This is a genomic window from Corynebacterium timonense (assembly GCF_900105305.1).
Taxonomy (GTDB): Bacteria; Actinomycetota; Actinomycetes; order Mycobacteriales; family Mycobacteriaceae; genus Corynebacterium; species Corynebacterium timonense.
In genome coordinates this window covers 2,349,879-2,366,495 of record NZ_LT629765.1, presented here as the reverse complement: position 1 = coordinate 2,366,495, position 16,617 = coordinate 2,349,879, and the positions used below count along the sequence as shown (strand labels likewise).

Sequence of the window (16,617 nt, the reverse complement as noted above, 5' to 3'; positions counted from 1 at the left end):
TGGCGCTATGTTCCACGAGGCCTACACCGCAGACCAGATCCGCGCGGCCGAAAAGCCGCTGCTTGAGGCGCAGGACGCCCCGGATGAGCTGATGAAGAAGGCGGCTCACGCTGTGTTCCGCGCCGCCGAGGAGATGCTCGGGCACCCCTCGAGGGTGGTGCTGCTCGTGGGCACAGGCGGCAACGGCGGGGACGCGCTCTACGCCGGGGCGGAGCTCGCGCTCGGCGGCCACCGCGTCGACGCGTGGTGCGTGTTCGGCACCGCCCACTCCCCCGCCCTCGAGGCGTTCCGCAACGCCGGGGGGCAGCTTCTCAGCGGCCCGCCCGAGACGGGCTACGACCTGCTTATCGACGGCATCCTCGGCCTCAGCGGGTCCGGCGGCCTGCCCTCCTCACTGGCCAGTCCCCTCACCGCCGCCCGCCAGGTCCTCGCCGTCGACGTCCCCAGCGGCGTCGAGGCGGACACGGGTGTGGCGGGCGAGGTGCGCGTCGACGCCGACGTCACCGTCACGTTCGGCGGCTGGCGCGTGGCACATGCGCTCGCCCCGGAGTGCGGCACGGCCCTGGTGGCGGACATCGGCGGCGTGGCCGGCGAGCTCAGCCGCGCCGCGGACGTGACAATCGCCCGCGCGGTCTGTCCGGAGCGCGCGTGGCCGGACGGGCTCGTCCCCCTCGGCCCGCTGCCGGCCCCCTCGCTCGAGCCCGGCGCGCGCGACGACAAGTACTCGGGCGGCGTCGTGGGCATCCGCGCTGGGAGCTCGACGTACCCGGGGGCGGCGCTGCTGTGCGTGGCGGGGGCGGTGGCGGCGACCCCGGCGATGGTGCGCTACGCGGGGCCGCAGGCCGCGGAGGTCGTCCGCGCGCACCCCGAGGTCGTGGCGGCGCCCGACCTAGAGCGGACCGGCCGCGTCCAGGCGTGGGTGTACGGCCCCGGCGCGGGCACCGATGAGGCTGCCGCCGACGAGCTCGCGTGGCTCATCGCCCGCGAGGAGCCGCTGCTTATCGACGCCGACGGGCTCACCCTCCTGGCCACCCACGCGCACCTGCGCCGCGCGCTGCGCGAGCGCACTGCCGCCACGGTGGTCACCCCGCACGACGGGGAGGCGAAGCGCCTGGCTGACGCCGTCGGTCTCGAGGACAAGGACCGGCTTGCCACGGCTCGGGAGCTCGCTGACCTGCTCGGCTGCACCGTACTGCTCAAGGGGCGCTCCACCATCATCGCTGAGCCCAACGGTGGGCGTTGCACAATCGTTGACGCCGGCAACTCGTGGGCGGCGACCCCGGGGTCCGGGGACGTCTTGGCCGGCGTAGCGGGCGCCCGGATGGCCCGCGGCGACGAGGTGGCCCAGGCCGTGCAGGTCCACGCGGCGGCGGCGAAGCTAGCGGCGGCCACTGCCTACGGCGAAGCACCGACGAGCGCGAGCGTGATCGCCGCGCACATCAGGCCGGCTACCGCGCTGCTGGCTGGCGGTTGTGGGGCCACAGCCACGTCATGATCGCCCACCCACCGATCACGCCGACGGCGGCGACGGGGATGTAGTAGGGCCAGCGGCCCATGAGCTGCAGGATGGACCAGCCGCGCGGGTAGCCGGAGAGGAAGACGTAGTTGCCACCCGTGACGCGGTTGACCTGCGTGGCAAAGGCCGCCCAGGCGAGGGTGATGGCCGTGGTCACGCGGAAGTCGCGCCACGTCGGGCGGTAGCCGAGCGCGAAGGTGAGCACGGTGGGCACGACAAAGGCCGCGGTATGGAAAAACCAGTAGGCGAGCTCCTGCAGGCGCGGCCGGTCGAGCACGTAGGCCATGTCGGGAAACAGCAGGGCCATGGGGTTGAGCAGGAAACCCCAGTAATAGGACAGTGCGGAGGCGGTTGGGTTGGACGTCGCTAAGGCGAGCGGCGTGATCACCCGCAAGATGTCGGTGATGTGGAAGGGGGCGGTCTCGTCCCACACGATGCGCGAGGGCGCAAGGACCCACAGGTAGTAGGCGAAGGAGCAGACGCCGAGGACCGCGCCGGCGACCTTCCGGGCGGCCTTCGCGGTCGAACGCGGCAGGGAGCGCACCGCCACGACGAGGACGCCGCACAGGACGATCACGAGGACGAGTACGCCAAGGTGACGCCGATCAAACTGGGTGATCGTGCGGTAGGACCTGCCGTTTCTCGAGGTCCAATCAGGCGGGGTATAGGGCATGGCTCGCTGTTATTCCCGATGCATTCCAGAGTGCTGATGAGTGATAAGGCACACTATCACACACTCCCAGCGGCGCCACAGGTTCGCACGGGCTAGCGCGGGGGGCTAGTTTGTGGCTGTGCCCTCCACAGCCCCCACAGCCCCCACCGCCGCTCCCGACAGGTTCCCGTTCGTGCCACTCACGGCGATGGGCTTCGCCGCCTTCGTCTACGTCACATACGAGATGTTCGTCGTGGGGCTCATCACACCCATGGCCGCGGACCTCGGCGTCACGGAGGGCAGCATCGGGCTCCTCATGACGGTCTACGCGGGCGTCGTCGCCGTCGTGACCATCCCGCTGATCTCGTGGACGAGCCGCCTCGACCGGCGGCCCGTCTACATCGCCACCCTCTTCTTCCTCGCCGCGGGCGTGATTCTGCAGGCCACCGCGGTGAACTACGCCATGCTCGTGGCTGCCCGCGTCACCGCCGCGCTCACGCACGGGGTGTTCTGGTCGCTGGTCAACCCCATGGCGGCGCGCCTGGCCGGGCCGGGGCGCACGGGCAAGGCGATCGCGGTGGTGTCGATGGGCTCGACGATGGCGCTGGTGGCGGGCTCCCCTCTGGCCACGTTCCTCGGCACCAGCGTCGGGTGGCGGGCGGCCACGTGGGCGATCGGGGCGGGCGTGGCCCTGTCGGTCGTGGTGCTGTTGGCCACGCTGCCACCGATGCCGGCGGTGCGGGCACAGGCGGGCGACGAGGAGGCCCGGACCCGCTCCGCGCTGCCCTCCCTCATCGTGTTCCTTCTGCTCGCGGTCACTTCGGTGTTTGCCACCTACACCTACCTGGGCCTCATCATCGAGCGCGTCACCGCGCCCGAGCTCGTGGCGCCGGGGCTGTCGCTCTACGGGCTGTTCGGCATTGTCGGTGTGGTGGTGGCCGGGCGGCGTGTGGACAAGCGCATGCTGCGGATGAACGGGCTCGCCCAGGTGTTGCTGCTGTTGGCGGCGGCCGCGGGGCTGGGGGCGCTCGCGGCGCAGGGGGTCGCCGCCCTGGTGCTGGTGTTCCTGCTCGTGGCGGCGATTGGCACGGGCGCGGGGGCGCAGCCGACGTCGGCGACCACGCTGTTCCTCTTCGCGGGCCGCGAGAACCAGGACCGCGCCTCGGCGATCTACGTGGTCACGTTCCAGGTGGGCATCGCCTCGGGCTCGGCGCTCGGGGCGCTGACCGTCGACGCGGGTTTCCTGCCCGGCACCCTGCTCGCCACGGCCGCCCTCGCCCTCGGGGCGGGCGCGGTGCTTACGCTGTGGTCGCGGCCATTGCTGCGGTAGACCGAGCGGTCACTTTCTTTGCCTTTGCGCTGGTGACATTATTTAATTCGCCATGCATAGAGCGGTTGAGGTTGGACAGTTCTGTCTGCTTAGGTAAGGCGCATGGCTCTCACATTCCACTGGTTCCTTCCCACCGCAGGTGACGCCCGCACGATCGTCGGCGGCGGCCACGGCGCCGCCGCCTCCGGCACCCCCCGCCCACTCAGCCTCAGCTACCTGACGCAAACCGCGCTCGCCGCGGAGCAGAACGGCTTTGAATCCATGCTGATCCCCACCGGCCGCGAGTGCGAGGATGCGTGGCTCGCGGGGGCATCGCTTATCGACGCCACAGAGCGCCTCAAGTTCCTCATCGCGCTGCGCCCCGGCCAGATCGGCCCCACCCTCTCGGCGCAGATGGCGACCACCTTTCAGAAGCTGTCCCGCAACCGCCTCCTCATCAACGTCGTCACCGGCGGCGAAGACTCCGAGCAGCGCGCCTACGGCGATTTCCTGACCAAGGAGCAGCGCTACGCCCGCTGCGCGGAGTTCCTCGACATTGTTACCTCCCTGTGGCGCGGCGAGACAGTGTCCCTCGACGGCGAGCACCTGCGCGTCGAGAACGCCAGCTTGCCGCGCCCGCCGGAGGTAGCGCCGACGGTGATGTTCGGTGGCTCCTCCGCACCCGCCGGCGATGTTGCCTCCCGCTTCGCGGACATCTACCTCACCTGGGGCGAGCCTCCGGCTCAGGCGCAGAAGAAGATCGAGTGGATCAGCACGCTCGCCGCCGAACGCGCGCGCCGCGTCTCCTCCGGTATCCGCTTACACATCATCACGCGCGGCACCTCCGAAGAAGCGTGGGGGGTGGCCCGTACCCTCCTCGCTGACATCTCCCCGGAGCAGGTGGCGAAGGCCCAGGCGGGGCTGGCGCGCTCCGCCTCCGAGGGGCAGCGCCGCATGGCGGAGCTGCACGGCCGAGGCAGCGCCTTCACCGCGGGCGCCTCGGAGCGCGACTTCGAGATCTACCCCAACCTGTGGTCTGGGGTCGGCCTTGTGCGCGGCGGCGCCGGCACCGCGCTGGTGGGCTCGCACAGCGAGGTCGCCGACCTGGTCCAGGAGTACGCCGGCGCGGGCTTCGAGCACTTCATCCTCTCCGGCTACCCCAACCTGGAGGAGACGTACCACGTGGGCGAGGGCCTCATCCCCGAGCTGCTGCGCCGCGGCGTGGCGGTGGCCAACCACGACGCCCCCGCTGCCCGGCCGGAGCGGCCGGTCGCTGCCGTCGACTAGCCAACCCGCGCCGGCGCCGCCTCGCGCACGCGGCCGTCCTTGACCTCGACGACCTCGTCGGCGTGTGAGATGAGGGAACGGTCGTGGGTGACAAAGGCGCAGGCGATGCCGCGCTCGGTGACGAGCGTGCGCAGCAGGGACACGATCTCGTGGCTGCGCTCGCTGTCGAGGGCGGCGGTGGGCTCGTCGGCAAGAATGAGCGAGGGCTCGCCCATGAGCGCACGGGCGATGCCGACGCGCTGGCGCTGCCCGCCCGAAAGCTGCTGCATTTTCCTGCCGCCAAGGCCCTCGAGGCCGACGGCGGCGAGCAGCTCGTCGGCGCGCTCCCGGCGGGGAGTGATCCCGCGGATATGGTCGGTGACCAGCAGCTGGTCGCGCACGTTGAGCGCCCCGATGAGGTTGGCCTGCTGGAAAATCATGCCGATCTTCTCCAGGCGCACCGCGTCGCTGACCGGGGCGCCGCCCACGAGCACCTCGCCCGCGTCGGGGGTGAGCAGCCCGGCCGCCACCAAGAGCAGGGTGGACTTGCCGGAGCCCGACTCGCCGACGATGAAGGTGAGGTGGCCGGGGTTGGCTTCAAAGGAGATGGAGTCCAAGGCGGTGAGGCGCTCCCGGCCGTCCTGGAAGGTGACGGTGACGTTGTTCATGGTGAGCATTTAGGCGATACCTCCGAGTGCGAGCTGCGGTTCAATTTTCGTGATGGAACGGGTGGCCAGCCACGCGCCGACCATGCCGAGGGCCCACAGGGCCAGCGGCGGGCCGACGATGGAGACCACGCTGAGCTCGAAGGGGACAACGTTCGCCGCCGCCTGGCCGAGCCCGTACGCGATGGCCGTTCCGGCAACGACGCCGGCCGCGAGGATCAGTCCGGCCTGGCCGAGGGCGTCCTTGCGCAGGTAGGAGTTCGACGCGCCAATGGCCTTCAAGATGGCCAGGTCGCGGGTGCGCTGAATGGTCCACACGGTCAGGAAGGCGACCGTGACCAGCGCGGCGATGGCGTAGAGGAAGCCCTGGATCATGAGCAAGGAGCCCTGCTCCGAGCCGTACGCCGGAAGCGCCATGAAGGACTGGGGGAGCATCATGCCGTCGTCGTCGCTGTTGAGCAGCACCGTTCCGTCGGCGTCTGTGTGCATCGCCTCCTGCCACGTCGCGGTGGGCACCCACAGGACGGGTGAGTGCGAGTAGTAGAGGTCCTCGCTCAGCGAGCCCACGCTAATCGACGCCCCACCTAGCTGCACCGTCTCCCCCTCCGCGAGGTGAAGGCCGTTCGAGGCGATGGCCTCGGCGCCGAGAATTTGGCCGTCGGGAAGCGTCGTGCCCTCGGGAAGGCCGAGGACGGCGACGGACTCCTCGGAGCCGTCGGCGCGCTGCATGAGCGTCTGGCCCGTGCCCAGCGCGACGGACCCGGGGCGCTCCTCGACGCGCGAAGTCGTGTACGAGGGCTCCTCCATATCCGCGAATGTCACCGAGGCGGGGTTGAGCGCCTCGAGCGCGGACGTGTTTTGCTTACCCAGGCCTGCGGTCAGACCCGTCAGCATCACGACGAGCAGAGTGATCAGCCCGACGACACCCACGATCAGGCTGAAGCGGCCCTTGGCGGACGCGATTTCTCTGATTCCTACGAACATGCCCCAATTGTGGGCCTGAGCAGGGCCTTGACACATCGGGCGGGAGGTTGAACCTGGGATCAACCGATTGGTTGATGAGCGCGCCGTCTACGATTCCGAAAAAAGGGCGCGAGAAGACACCACATGACAACGTCAAGCTTTCCGATCAGACGAGAGGAAAGGCCATAGCTCGCGATCAACGACGATAAGCCTACGAGGCTGCTAATTTCCCTGGTCGCTTTTCGAGAGTGAGATTCGCGCCCCGACGCATAGAAGGCTGGCGATAAGTGTTAGAAAGGATACGTCGGAATTGCCGCATACACCACCGTGACGGGTTTCTACTGCGGACTGACAGGACCTTTCGCGGCCCCGTGTGGAATAGGAGCTGCCATTGCCGACGATAACGCTGACTGGCACAGACACTGCTAGAGGGAAGACGATGACCAAACTCAGACCAGAAAGAAACACGACAATACTGTCCGTATTGATAAGTTTTCTTGTCGCGCTGACGTGTCTGGCGATTCTCTCTTTCGTGCTGCACGGAGAATCTAAAACAGTGATCCTGACTGTATTCACGATATCCATTTTTGCGGTCGATCAGCTTTCAGGCTTTGGGCATAGGGTCAGGCGCGGCTCTTGGGCGCCATTCGCTTAGTTGCGAAAACCGCTCGCGACATGTGCTAACCCCCGGTGGAAAAATGATGTTTCCTACTCTGAGCCATTATCGATGACCAAAAGGAAGATTATGACCGTCTGCTCGGACGATGGGTGAGTCAACGAACGGGATGGCTAGACCCGCCCACTCCAATCCCGTCGGATGAGCCTCGTCGCTCGCGTTCGTTTTTGACCCACGTGCCCAAAAGGGCTGGGCGGACACCAATTTCCCCGGCTACATGCGCGATTGGGAGATCCAACTCGATCACGAGCTTCGCAGCCTCACGCCCGTACTCGGGTGTGAACTTCTTCCGCGATTGACTCACAATGAACGCCCTCTCCTACGGACACACAATCCGTACACACCAGGTGTCCACCAAACGACGGTAACTCGCTCGTTCTTGCATGGGCGCGGGCCTTGGTAGGCGCCACGCACCCCACGGCATAACCCGGCTACGTTGGGAAACTATGACCCACACCAGCCGCATCCTCGTCTTCCTCCGCGTGAGCCTGCACGTGCTCGTCGCGGTTCTGCTCGTGGTGGGGCTGGCCACCGCATGGCGCTCGCCCTGGCTGGTGGTCCTCGCCGGCGTCTTCTTTGTGGTGTACCTGGCGGGCACGGTGTGGCACAAGGAGAACCGCCCGTACACCAAACCCGCCTCCTGGGCCTGGCTGGCGGTGGTGTGCGCGCTGTGGGTGGCGCTGGCTCTGGCCTCCCCGGCCTTCGTGTGGCTGGAGTTCCCCCTGGTCATCCTCGCTATCTATCTTCTGCCCCGCGCGGTCGGCGTTCTCGTGTCGGCGGCGGTCCTCGCGTTCACGGTCTCGATCACCTACCCAATGAGTGGCGCCGGGGGAGTGATCGGCCCAACCATCGGCACCCTTCTGGCCATCCTCATCGTCCTGTCCTACAAGGCCTTGCGTGCCGAGGTGGAGCACTACAAGGAGCTCGTGCACGAGCTCCAGGCTGCCCAGCTGGAGCTCGCCGCCGCGGAGCACGAGGCGGGCGTCAACCAAGAGCGCGCGCGCCTGTCGCGCGAGGTGCACGACACGATGGCGCAGGGGTTGAGCTCCATCGTCTTGCTCGGCCGCGCGCTGGATAAGCAGATCACGGACGACGACGCGCGGCGCACCCTCGACACCATCCGCCGGACGGCCGCGGACAACCTCGCGGAGGCGCGCCGCTTCGTCGCCGTCAACGCGGGCCCGCGCGAGCCGCTGCCGCAGCGCATCGGGAGGCTGGCGCGGGCCGCGGAGGAGCGCCAGCGGGCGCTCGGGGCGCCGCTTGACGTGCGCGTCAACGCTGTGGATGTGGGGGAGCCGGGGGCGTCGATAAGCGAGCGCGTCGTGCGCGAAGGTTTGAGCAACGTGGTGCAGCACGCCAACGCCACCGAGGCCGTGGTCACCGTGGATATGCTGGGTGACGTTGTCACCGTCGACGTCTTCGACAACGGGCGCGGCATCACCGGGCCCGAGGGCTTCGGCCTGACAGGCCTGCGGGCGCGCGTGGAGGAGGCCGGCGGCGAACTGACCGTGGAGGGCAACGTGCTCGCCGCAACGATCCCGCTGAAGGAGCGTTAGATGATCCGCGTCATGCTCATCGACGACCACCCCGTCGTCCGCGCCGGCCTGCGCGCCGTGCTCGATTCCTTCGGCGACATCGAGGTCGTCGCCGAGGGCGCCTCCGGGGACGTGGAGGTGCCGGATGGGGTCGACGTCGTGGTCACCGACATCCAGATGCCCGGCGCGGACGGCATCGAGGTCACGCGCCGCCTCGTCGCCGCGAGCGGGCCGCCAGTGCTCATCCTCACCACCTACGACACGCAGGCCGACGTCGTCGCCGCCGTCGAGGCGGGCGCGCTCGGCTACCTGCTCAAGGACGCCCCAGAGCAGGAGCTTCACGACGCCGTCGTGTCCGCCTCTCGCCGCGAGCGCGTCCTGTCGCCCCAGGTCGCGGGCGTTCTCGCGGAACGCGTCATGCGCCCCGACGAGGCGCTGTCCTCCCGCGAGATCGAGATCCTCCAGGCGTTGCAGACCGGTGCGTCCAACCGGGAGATCGCCGCCCGGCTGTTCATCTCGGAGGCGACCGTGAAGACGCACCTGATCCACATCTACAGCAAGCTCGGTGTGGACAACAGGACGGCGGCCGTCGATAAGGCCCGCGAGCGGCGCATCATCTAACGTGGACCCCATGAGCGCCATCGCCGTCGTCGGCTCCATCAACGCAGACCTGTTCGTGCTCGTCGAGCGCCACCCGCTGCCCGGTGAAACCCTCATCGGCGCCGACGGGGGAGTCTCAGCCGGAGGCAAAGGCGCCAACCAAGCAGTCGCGGCCGCCCGCCTCGGCTCCGACGTGCGCATGGTCGGCGCCGTCGGCTCCGACGCCTACGCGGACACCGCGCTCGAGCACCTACGCGCGGCCGGCGTGGACCTCAGCGCCGTCACCGCCGAACCCGGCGCGACCGGCCTGGCCGTGATCACCGTGTCCGACGACGGGGAGAACACCATCATCGTCGTGCCCGGCGCGAACGCCTCGCTTGACGACGCCCGCGTCACCGCCTCCGCCGACCCCATCGCCGCCGCCGACATCGTGCTGCTGCAGGGCGAGATCCCCGCCTCCGGCTTTTCCGCCGCGGTGCGCGCCGCCACCGGTCGCGTCGTGGTCAACCTCGCCCCGGTGGTCCCCGTGGACCGCGACGACCTGCTGCGCGCCGACCCGCTGGTGGTCAACGAGCACGAGGCGGGCCTCGTGCTGACGATGTTCGGCGCGGCCCCCGCCGAATCGGAAGAGCGCATGGCTGCCCGGCTCATCGAGCTGGGCTTCGCGTCAGTCGTGGTCACCCGCGGGGCGCGCGGCGCCGTCGTCGCTGAGGGCAACCAGGTGGTGGCCATCCCGCCGGCCATCGTCGAATCCGTCGACTCCACCGGCGCCGGCGACGCCTTCGTCGGCGCGCTCGTGCACCGTCTCGCCGCCGGCGACGAACTCGTCCCCGCCGCCCGCTTCGCCGGGCGGGTCGGCGCGTTCGCCGCCACCCGGCGTGGCGCTCAGACCTCCTACCCACACGCGGGGGACGCGCTGCCGGAATAGGGTATTGCGGGCCGTTGAGGTCTCCCGGCCTCGTCGACCTCAAGGTGTTGCGGGGTTAGGCGACCTGGGGTTTTGCGTGTGGGTTTTCGCTGAGGTCGACCAGGTTTTTGGCGCTAGTCGACCTCAAGGTGTTGCGGGGTTTCGCCACCTGGGGTTTTGCGCGCGGGATTTCGCTGAGGTCGACCAGGGCGCTGGGGCTAGTCGACCTCAAGGTGTTCCGGGGTTTCGCCACCTGGGGTTTTACGCGCGGGATTTCGTTGAGGTCGACCAGGGCGCTGGGGCTAGTCGACCTCAAGGTATTTCGGGGTTTCGCCACCTGGGGTTTTGCACGCGGGATCTCGCTGAGGTCGACCAGGGCGACAGGCTAGTCGACCTCAAGGTATTTCGGGGTTCCGCCACCTGGGGTTTTACGCGCGGGATTTCGCTGAGGTCGACCAGGGCGCCCGGCCTAGTCGACCTCAAGGTATTTCGGGGTTTCGCCACCTGGGGTTTTACGCGCAAGATTTCGTTGAGGTCGACCAGCACACCCCGCCTAGTCGACCTCAACGCATTCCAACCTCTCGCGACCTGGGATTTTACGCCCAGGTTTTCGCTGAGGTCGACCAGCACACCCCGCCTAGTCGACCTCAACACATTCCACGCTCACGCCACCTGGGGTTTTACGCGCGAGATTTCGCTGACGTCGACCAGCACACCCCGCCTAGTCGACCTCAACGCAAGCCAGCCCCGCGCCAGCGCCCTCAGCCCCTCTCCCGCACGCGCGGCGCCAGCACCAGGAGCGCGACAAGCGCGACCCCGGCGCACGCCATGACGGAGATAGACACGGTCTGGAGGTGGTTTGCTCCTGTGGCGACGAGTGGCGCGACGGTGGCGGAGACGAGGAACTGCACGAAGCCCATCGTTCCGGAGCCGGCACCGGCGCCGACGTCGCGGACGGTTTCCACGCCGAGGGCTGTGGCGTTGGCCATGACGAACCCGGAGGTCAGCGAGAGGACGGCCAGGACGGGTACCACGATGGGCAGCGTGGGGGTGAAGTGCGACAGGGCGAAGAGCACGGCGCCGGTGGCGAGGTTGATCGTGAGCGCGGCGCGCAGGAGGACGCCCGGGTGGACGTTGGTGACCGCCCGCATGTTCAGCGCGTTGGAGACGGGCAGGAGCAGGGCCATCGATCCGAAGAGGAGGGCGTAGACGGAGGGCGAGGCGCCGAGTTGGTTTTGCAGGACGAGGGGGGAGGCGGCGATGTAGGAAAACAACGAGCCGAAGCCGAGGCTGGAGGCGAGCATGTAGCCGATGAAGGTGGGGCGCTGCAGGCAGCGGCCGATGCGGGGGAAGAGGCCGCGGAGGGCGCTGTTGGAGCGTCGAGAAGCGGGCAGCGTCTCGGGGATGACGAGGGCGGCGAGGAGGAACTGGGCGGCGTTGACGGCGGCGAGCGTCCAGAAGACTCCGCGCCAGCCGAAGGCGGGAAGCAGGAGGCTGCCGAGGACGGGGGCGATCGCAGGCGCGAAGCCGGTAATGGCCATGAGGCCGGAAAACGCGCGCGCGGCCTGCCTGCCGTGGGCGACGTCCGGGATGATGGCGCGCGCGACGACCATGGCCGCGCCGCCGGCGAGGCCCTGGGCGACGCGCCCGGCGATGAGCGCCTCGATCGTGGGAGCCAGCGCGCACCCCACGGACGCGACGAAAAAGGCGGCGGAGCCGATGAGGATCGGCGGTTTGCGGCCGGTGGAGTCGGAGATGGCTCCGAAGAGGAGGTTGCCGGCGGCCATGCCGACCATGAAGCCGGTGATGGTCAGTTGCGCCATTGCGGGCGTGGTGTTCAGGTCCTCGGCGAGGGCGGGTAGGCCCGGCAGGTACATGTCGATTCCGAGCGGGCCCGTAGCCGTGAGCACAGCGAGGGCGACAAGGAGCCCACCCGTCAGAGAAGTCATTTGTTCATGTGTAGCCCGGCGGTCGTTGCAACGCAAGACGCGCGGGCGGGGCCCAGACACTATTGTTTAAGTTATGATCGTCTCGCTTCTTGTGACCGTCGAAAAGTCCGAGCCTTTGATGTCTCGGCTGGTCAACGTTGATGATTCGATGAACTTGGGCGAGCTTTCGCAAGTCATTGACGCCGCGTTCGGCTTCTCGGGCGCGGCCAGCCACCTCTACATGGGCCCGGAACGCCGCGGCGCGGGCCGGGAGGTGCTGTCCGCGACGCCGGGGCCGGGCGAGCGCGCGGAGGAGGAGGTGCGGGTCGCCGACATCAAGGAGATGACCTACGTCTACGACCCCAGCGCCAATTGGAACATCACCGTCGAGGTGCTGGGCAGCTCGCACCTTGACGGCCCCACGCCGCTGCTTATCGACGCCCTCGGGCCCGACGTAGTCGAAGCGTGCAACGGCCCGGCGATGATGACCCGCTTCCACGCCGAGGCGCGCCGCATCACCGCGGGCCTGACCCCCGAGATGGACGTCGCCCCGCTGCTGCTGAGCTTCCTGCCGGTGATGAGCCCGGACCGCCTGCTGCAGCGCCTCGCGCAGGCCGACCCGGTGACGGTGGCCGAGCGGATCAGCTACGTCGCCGAGGACCTCTTCCTCGACGCCGCCGACATGATCGGAGACGACCCGAACACGCCCCAGTTCGCGGAGGAGTTCGAGCAGTTCCTGGATACGCGCCCCGACCTGCGCGACATCCTCGCGATGGACCCCAACCCGGAGCGCAACCCGGCGCTGATCGCGGCGATGTCGCAGTTCTTCGAGGAGACGCTGGGCGGGGAGCCGTTCGAGGAGGACGAGGTGCGCGAGTCGCTGTGCGTGTTCCTGTGGGAGGTGCTGGCGCAGCCGGGGCAGCGGATTAAGTTGACGTCGACAGGCGCACTGCCCCCGGCCCACGTGTCGCGCATCGCCGTCGAGCTCGGCGTTGATCTGTTCTCGCCCCGTCCGCGCGAGAGCTCGATGCCCTCGGTGCGCACGATCCGCCGCGCGATGGTGGAAGGCGGCCTGCTGCGGGAGTCGGGCGGCTGGCTCGAGGCGACACCGCGCGGCGAGTCATTCCTGGACGACCCGTACAGTGTGTGCACGATGAACAACGAGCTGCGCTCCGGGTTCGAGCGCGCCGTGGGCACGGACGAGTGGCGAAAGATCATCGCCTGGCTTGTCGACGTCTACGGCCTCGGCGAGGAACCCGAGCTGGTGCCGCGGGACACCGACGCCGCCCGGGAGCTCATGGTGGCCCTCGGCGTGCTGGAGCCCAGCGGTATTGCGCTGACCCCCAGCGGGCAGAACTTCCTCGCGCACATGATCACCGACTGATCAGTCGCTGATCAGTCGCTGATTAGCACCAGCACCAGCCCAACCGCCCCGAACAGGAGCATCATGAGCGTGGTCAGCGCGACCGCCCCCGCGCGCGGCTGGACGCTGTAGCGCGTCCCGTTCGACACCATGAGGCCTGCCCCGAACGCGACGATGACGAGGATCGCCGGTGTGACCAGCGCGGGGTAGGCCTCGGACCAGCGCAGCAACACCATGGAGACCACCATCGTGGCCAGCGCGGTGCGCGTCCACGACAGGGTGGTGCGCTCCGGCTGCGTTTCGCGCACCCCTACAGCACCCCCACGAACAAGGCCAGGCCGGCGACGACGATGCCGACGCCGAGCAGCGGCGCGATCGCCGGGGCGGGCAGGGGGCGGGAGTGCCGTAGCGCCCGCTCGATGCGCACCCAGCGCACGGCAGCGCCGAGGGAGATCGCCATCGAGGTGAGCACGAGCAGCGCGGCCGCCACGGAGCGCGGCCCCTCCGCTAGGCCCGGCAGCCCGATCGCCTCGAGCGCGATGCCGCCGGCGAGGAAGGCGAGGGCGGTGCGGGTCCACGCGAGGAAGGTGCGTTCGTTGGCGAGGGTAAAGCGCGGGTCGGGCTCGTCCCCGTCAGGGAAGACCTGGCGGGTGAACCACCCGCGCGGCTGCTGCGTCATGGTGGCCCATTCTAACTTCCTTACTGCACCAGCCACAGCCCGGCGAAGGCCGCCACGACGGCCAGCGAGCCGGCGACGCACGCCGCCACCGCCGCGCGGTAGCTGCGCCGGGTAAGCCGCCCGGCCAGCCACCCGCCGAGGGCGGCTCCGAGGGTATTGAAGATGAGGTCGTCGATGTCGGTGTAGCCGGTCGCGGTGGCGAACTGGGTCAGCTCGATGGCCACGCTCAGGCCGACGCCGACGGGGACGGCGCGCCGCCGCGCGAGGAGGCCGACGGGGACGAAGAGCGCGACGTTGCCGAGGAAGTTCAGCCACGGGCCGTACCACACCGTCGGCTGGTAGAACTCCTGTAGCGGGATGAGCCGGATCTCGCGCAGCGATTGGACGCTGGCATTCCACAGCGGCCCGTCGACGTATGCCTTGCCCACCGTGATGCAGAAGACCGCGGCGAGCACGAGGACCCACGCCGGAATCGTGTTTCGCACCGGGCCGAGCTTATACGCACGCGGCGGCCGCATTCGCGCGTACCCTGGCGCTCATGACACAGCGCACTTTGATTGTTACCGACAACGGCCCCGAGACCATCGACACGGCCCCCGAGCACGCGGGCGAGGGCGACACGCTCATTGAGGTCAGCCACTCCTCCGTCAATTACAAGGACGCGATGGCACTCGACGGCAACCGCGCGGTCCTGCGCACCCTGCCGACCGTCCCCGGCATCGATGCCGTCGGCCGGGTCGTCTCCTCGCCCTCGCTTCCCGAGGGCACCCTCGTCACCGTCAACGGCTTCGGCATCGGGGAGCACCGCCACGGCGGGTACACCCCCCAGCTGCGTATCGACGCCTCCCGTATCACCCGGGTGCCCTCGCGTTTCGACGCCCCCACCGCCGCCGCCATCGGCACCGCCGGCTACACCGCAGCTCTGTCCGTGGCGGCCCTCGAGCGCGCCCTGTACCCCCTGGACACCCTCGAGGCCGCCGAGCGCGGCCCCGTCCTCGTCACCGGCGCGACCGGCGGCGTCGGCTCCATCGCCGTGCAGCTCCTGTCCGACCGCGGCTTCACCGTCCACGCCCTCACCGGCCGCGTCGCCGAGCACGGCGACTGGCTGCGCTCCCTCGGCGCGAGCGAGGTGGTGGACCGAGCGGAGCTCTCCGAGCCCGGCAAGCCCCTGCAGAAGGCGCGCTACGGCGCCGTGGTCGACGCCCTTGGCGGGGTGCCGCTGGCCAACGCTGTCTCCCAGGTGACGTGGGGCGGCGTGGTCACCGCCTGCGGCCGGGCCGCCGGCGTCGATCTGCCCGCCAGCGTCGTGCCGTTCATCCTGCGGGGCGTGCAGCTCATCGGCGTGAACTCGGTGGACACGCCGGTTGCGCTGCGGAAGGTCGCGTGGGATCTCCTAGCGGAGTCGTTGGACGTGGACAAGCTGAGCGTGCGCACCGTCTCTGTGGAGGGGGCGATCGACGTCGGCCGTGAGCTCCTCGCGGGCACGGGGCACGGCCGCACGGTCGTCGAGATCTAGCCCCGGTTTAGGCGGGGTAGGGAACCGGCCCGCCGGAGACCTGGCGGTACGCGTAGGCGTTGGCCAGGAAGGAGGCGGGCAGCACGATGATCAAGCCCAAGCCCAGCAGGAGCGTGCCGAGGACGCCGAGAACGCCACCGATGAGCACGAACAGCAGGCCCCACCCGTAGTTGCGGGCGCCGGCCGCGAGGCCCTCCTTGAAGCAGGTGCCGAAATCGGCGGCGTTATCTGCTGCGTAGAGCATCGGGAAGATCAGGAACGGGGAGACCAGGAACATGCCTAGGACCACGACAGCGAGCATCTTGCCCATAGCGCCGAGTATCTCTGTCACGCCAGCGAGCTCTCCCTGCTCCAGCGAGTTGAAGTCCACCATGTTCACGCCCCGGACGAACTCCTCACCAAACAGCGCGCTGGCGAGGAGGAGCAGGAGAAGGCTGACGAGAGTCGAGATCACGATCACCACGAAAAGCATGCCCAGAGAAGGCCCGTAGTGAGGCGCGCGCAAGCCATCGAACTTCCACTTGGCGGCCAGGGTGTTCATCAGCGCCAGGGAGAACAGCACCGGGTAGAAGAACAGCGTGGCGAAGGAGAGCAGGTTACCCGCCAGCGGGACGAAGAACCCCACGACGACCAAGACCAGGAAGAAGATGAGGCCCACGCTGATCCACAGCTGCCAATTGGCAAAGGTCGCCTTGAAGCCGAAGGCCCACGCCTCGAAGGGGTTCATCTTGCCGGTGCCGCGGCGGTGCACCCAGCCGTTGGCCTCCGGGTCGTTGATCGGGTGGAGCTGATCGCCGTCGCCGTACGCGCCGTCGACGATCCTGGTGCCGTGGAGGCTCAGCGCACCGCGGGGCGCGTTGACGTTGAAGGGGTCGGGGCTGTAGTTGCCGTAGCTGTCGCCATAGCTGTCGCCAAAGCTGTCGCCGTAGCTGTTGGGGTCATAACTCCCCGAGCCGTAGTTGTCGCTGTTGCTCATGCGTCACACCTTTTCCATCACGTGGTTTCGAAACAATAGGTACACACGCGAGGCTAGCAGCGCCCC

The 16,617-nt window shown here is 68.8% G+C and carries 17 protein-coding genes; 8 read left to right on the top strand and 9 right to left on the bottom strand.

What is annotated here, in order from left to right; genetic code table 11:
* Positions 1-7: 7 nt before the first annotated feature.
* Positions 8-1,495 (top strand): bifunctional ADP-dependent NAD(P)H-hydrate dehydratase/NAD(P)H-hydrate epimerase, encoded by a 1,488-nt coding sequence (locus tag BLT81_RS11250; RefSeq protein ID WP_019193493.1) that lies wholly within the window; start codon positions 8-10, stop codon positions 1,493-1,495.
* On the opposite strand, the gene BLT81_RS11245 is transcribed toward BLT81_RS11250, so the two are convergent.
* Entirely contained in the window at positions 1,449-2,189 is a 741-nt protein-coding gene (locus tag BLT81_RS11245; protein WP_040420949.1) for a YwaF family protein, read from the bottom strand. The genes BLT81_RS11250 and BLT81_RS11245 overlap by 47 nt on opposite strands.
* Before the next feature lie 187 nt (positions 2,190-2,376).
* Here BLT81_RS11245 and BLT81_RS11240 point away from each other — a divergent pair, with 187 nt between their 5' ends.
* Both BLT81_RS11240 and BLT81_RS11235 read left to right on the top strand, forming a co-directional pair.
* On the top strand, positions 2,377-3,498 hold the full coding sequence (locus BLT81_RS11240; RefSeq protein ID WP_019193495.1) for an MFS transporter: 1,122 nt from the start codon (positions 2,377-2,379) through the stop codon (positions 3,496-3,498).
* A gap of 102 nt (positions 3,499-3,600) precedes the next feature.
* Positions 3,601-4,764: an LLM class flavin-dependent oxidoreductase gene (locus BLT81_RS11235; RefSeq protein WP_019193496.1), complete on the top strand. Its 1,164-nt coding sequence runs from the start codon at positions 3,601-3,603 to the stop codon at positions 4,762-4,764.
* Here BLT81_RS11235 and BLT81_RS11230 read toward each other — a convergent pair.
* The 3 genes from BLT81_RS11230 to BLT81_RS13440 all read right to left on the bottom strand — a co-directional run bounded on the left by BLT81_RS11230 (position 4,761) and on the right by BLT81_RS13440 (position 7,351).
* Positions 4,761-5,420 carry an ABC transporter ATP-binding protein gene (locus BLT81_RS11230; RefSeq protein WP_019193497.1) on the bottom strand — a complete coding sequence of 220 codons (660 nt, stop codon included), beginning with the start codon at positions 5,418-5,420 and terminating at the stop codon, positions 4,761-4,763. The two genes, BLT81_RS11235 and BLT81_RS11230, sit on opposite strands and share 4 nt — an antisense overlap.
* Entirely contained in the window at positions 5,421-6,392 is a 972-nt protein-coding gene (locus BLT81_RS11225) for an ABC transporter permease (protein WP_019193498.1), read from the bottom strand.
* 752 nt (positions 6,393-7,144) lie between these two features.
* On the bottom strand, positions 7,145-7,351 hold the full coding sequence (locus BLT81_RS13440) for a transposase (protein WP_172812401.1): 207 nt from the start codon (positions 7,349-7,351) through the stop codon (positions 7,145-7,147).
* 142 nt (positions 7,352-7,493) lie between these two features.
* On the opposite strand from BLT81_RS13440, the gene BLT81_RS11215 reads away from it, so the two are divergent.
* The 3 genes from BLT81_RS11215 to BLT81_RS11205 are packed head-to-tail and all read left to right on the top strand — an operon-like array spanning position 7,494 to position 10,110.
* On the top strand, positions 7,494-8,603 hold the full coding sequence (locus BLT81_RS11215; RefSeq protein ID WP_019193499.1) for a sensor histidine kinase: 1,110 nt from the start codon (positions 7,494-7,496) through the stop codon (positions 8,601-8,603).
* Entirely contained in the window at positions 8,604-9,203 is a 600-nt protein-coding gene (locus tag BLT81_RS11210; RefSeq protein WP_019193500.1) for a response regulator, read from the top strand. It abuts the gene before it with no gap.
* 10 nt (positions 9,204-9,213) lie between these two features.
* Positions 9,214-10,110 carry a ribokinase gene (locus tag BLT81_RS11205; protein WP_019193501.1) on the top strand — a complete coding sequence of 299 codons (897 nt, stop codon included), beginning with the start codon at positions 9,214-9,216 and terminating at the stop codon, positions 10,108-10,110.
* Between the two features lie 740 nt (positions 10,111-10,850).
* On the opposite strand, the gene BLT81_RS11195 is transcribed toward BLT81_RS11205, so the two are convergent.
* Positions 10,851-12,038 (bottom strand): multidrug effflux MFS transporter, encoded by a 1,188-nt coding sequence (locus BLT81_RS11195; RefSeq protein ID WP_019193502.1) that lies wholly within the window; start codon positions 12,036-12,038, stop codon positions 10,851-10,853.
* A 73-nt stretch (positions 12,039-12,111) separates the two neighbouring features.
* On the opposite strand from BLT81_RS11195, the gene BLT81_RS11190 reads away from it, so the two are divergent.
* Positions 12,112-13,401 carry an IS1096 element passenger TnpR family protein gene (locus BLT81_RS11190; RefSeq protein WP_019193503.1) on the top strand — a complete coding sequence of 430 codons (1,290 nt, stop codon included), beginning with the start codon at positions 12,112-12,114 and terminating at the stop codon, positions 13,399-13,401.
* Between the two features lie 11 nt (positions 13,402-13,412).
* On the opposite strand, the gene BLT81_RS11185 is transcribed toward BLT81_RS11190, so the two are convergent.
* The 3 genes from BLT81_RS11185 to BLT81_RS11175 are packed head-to-tail and all read right to left on the bottom strand — an operon-like array spanning position 13,413 to position 14,544.
* Entirely contained in the window at positions 13,413-13,688 is a 276-nt protein-coding gene (locus tag BLT81_RS11185) for a DUF202 domain-containing protein (protein ID WP_019193504.1), read from the bottom strand.
* Positions 13,689-13,690: 2 nt separating this feature from the next.
* Positions 13,691-14,059, bottom strand: a complete 369-nt coding sequence (locus BLT81_RS11180; RefSeq protein ID WP_019193505.1) for a YidH family protein — start codon at positions 14,057-14,059, stop codon at positions 13,691-13,693.
* Between the two features lie 20 nt (positions 14,060-14,079).
* Positions 14,080-14,544, bottom strand: a complete 465-nt coding sequence (locus BLT81_RS11175; RefSeq protein ID WP_172812400.1) for a VanZ family protein — start codon at positions 14,542-14,544, stop codon at positions 14,080-14,082.
* Positions 14,545-14,597: 53 nt separating this feature from the next.
* On the opposite strand from BLT81_RS11175, the gene BLT81_RS11170 reads away from it, so the two are divergent.
* The gene (locus tag BLT81_RS11170; RefSeq protein ID WP_019193507.1) at positions 14,598-15,575 is read left to right on the top strand and encodes an acrylyl-CoA reductase family protein; all 978 of its coding nucleotides are present in this window, start codon (positions 14,598-14,600) and stop codon (positions 15,573-15,575) included.
* A 7-nt stretch (positions 15,576-15,582) separates the two neighbouring features.
* On the opposite strand, the gene BLT81_RS11165 is transcribed toward BLT81_RS11170, so the two are convergent.
* Entirely contained in the window at positions 15,583-16,551 is a 969-nt protein-coding gene (locus BLT81_RS11165; RefSeq protein ID WP_019193508.1) for a hypothetical protein, read from the bottom strand.
* Positions 16,552-16,617: the final 66 nt, after the last annotated feature.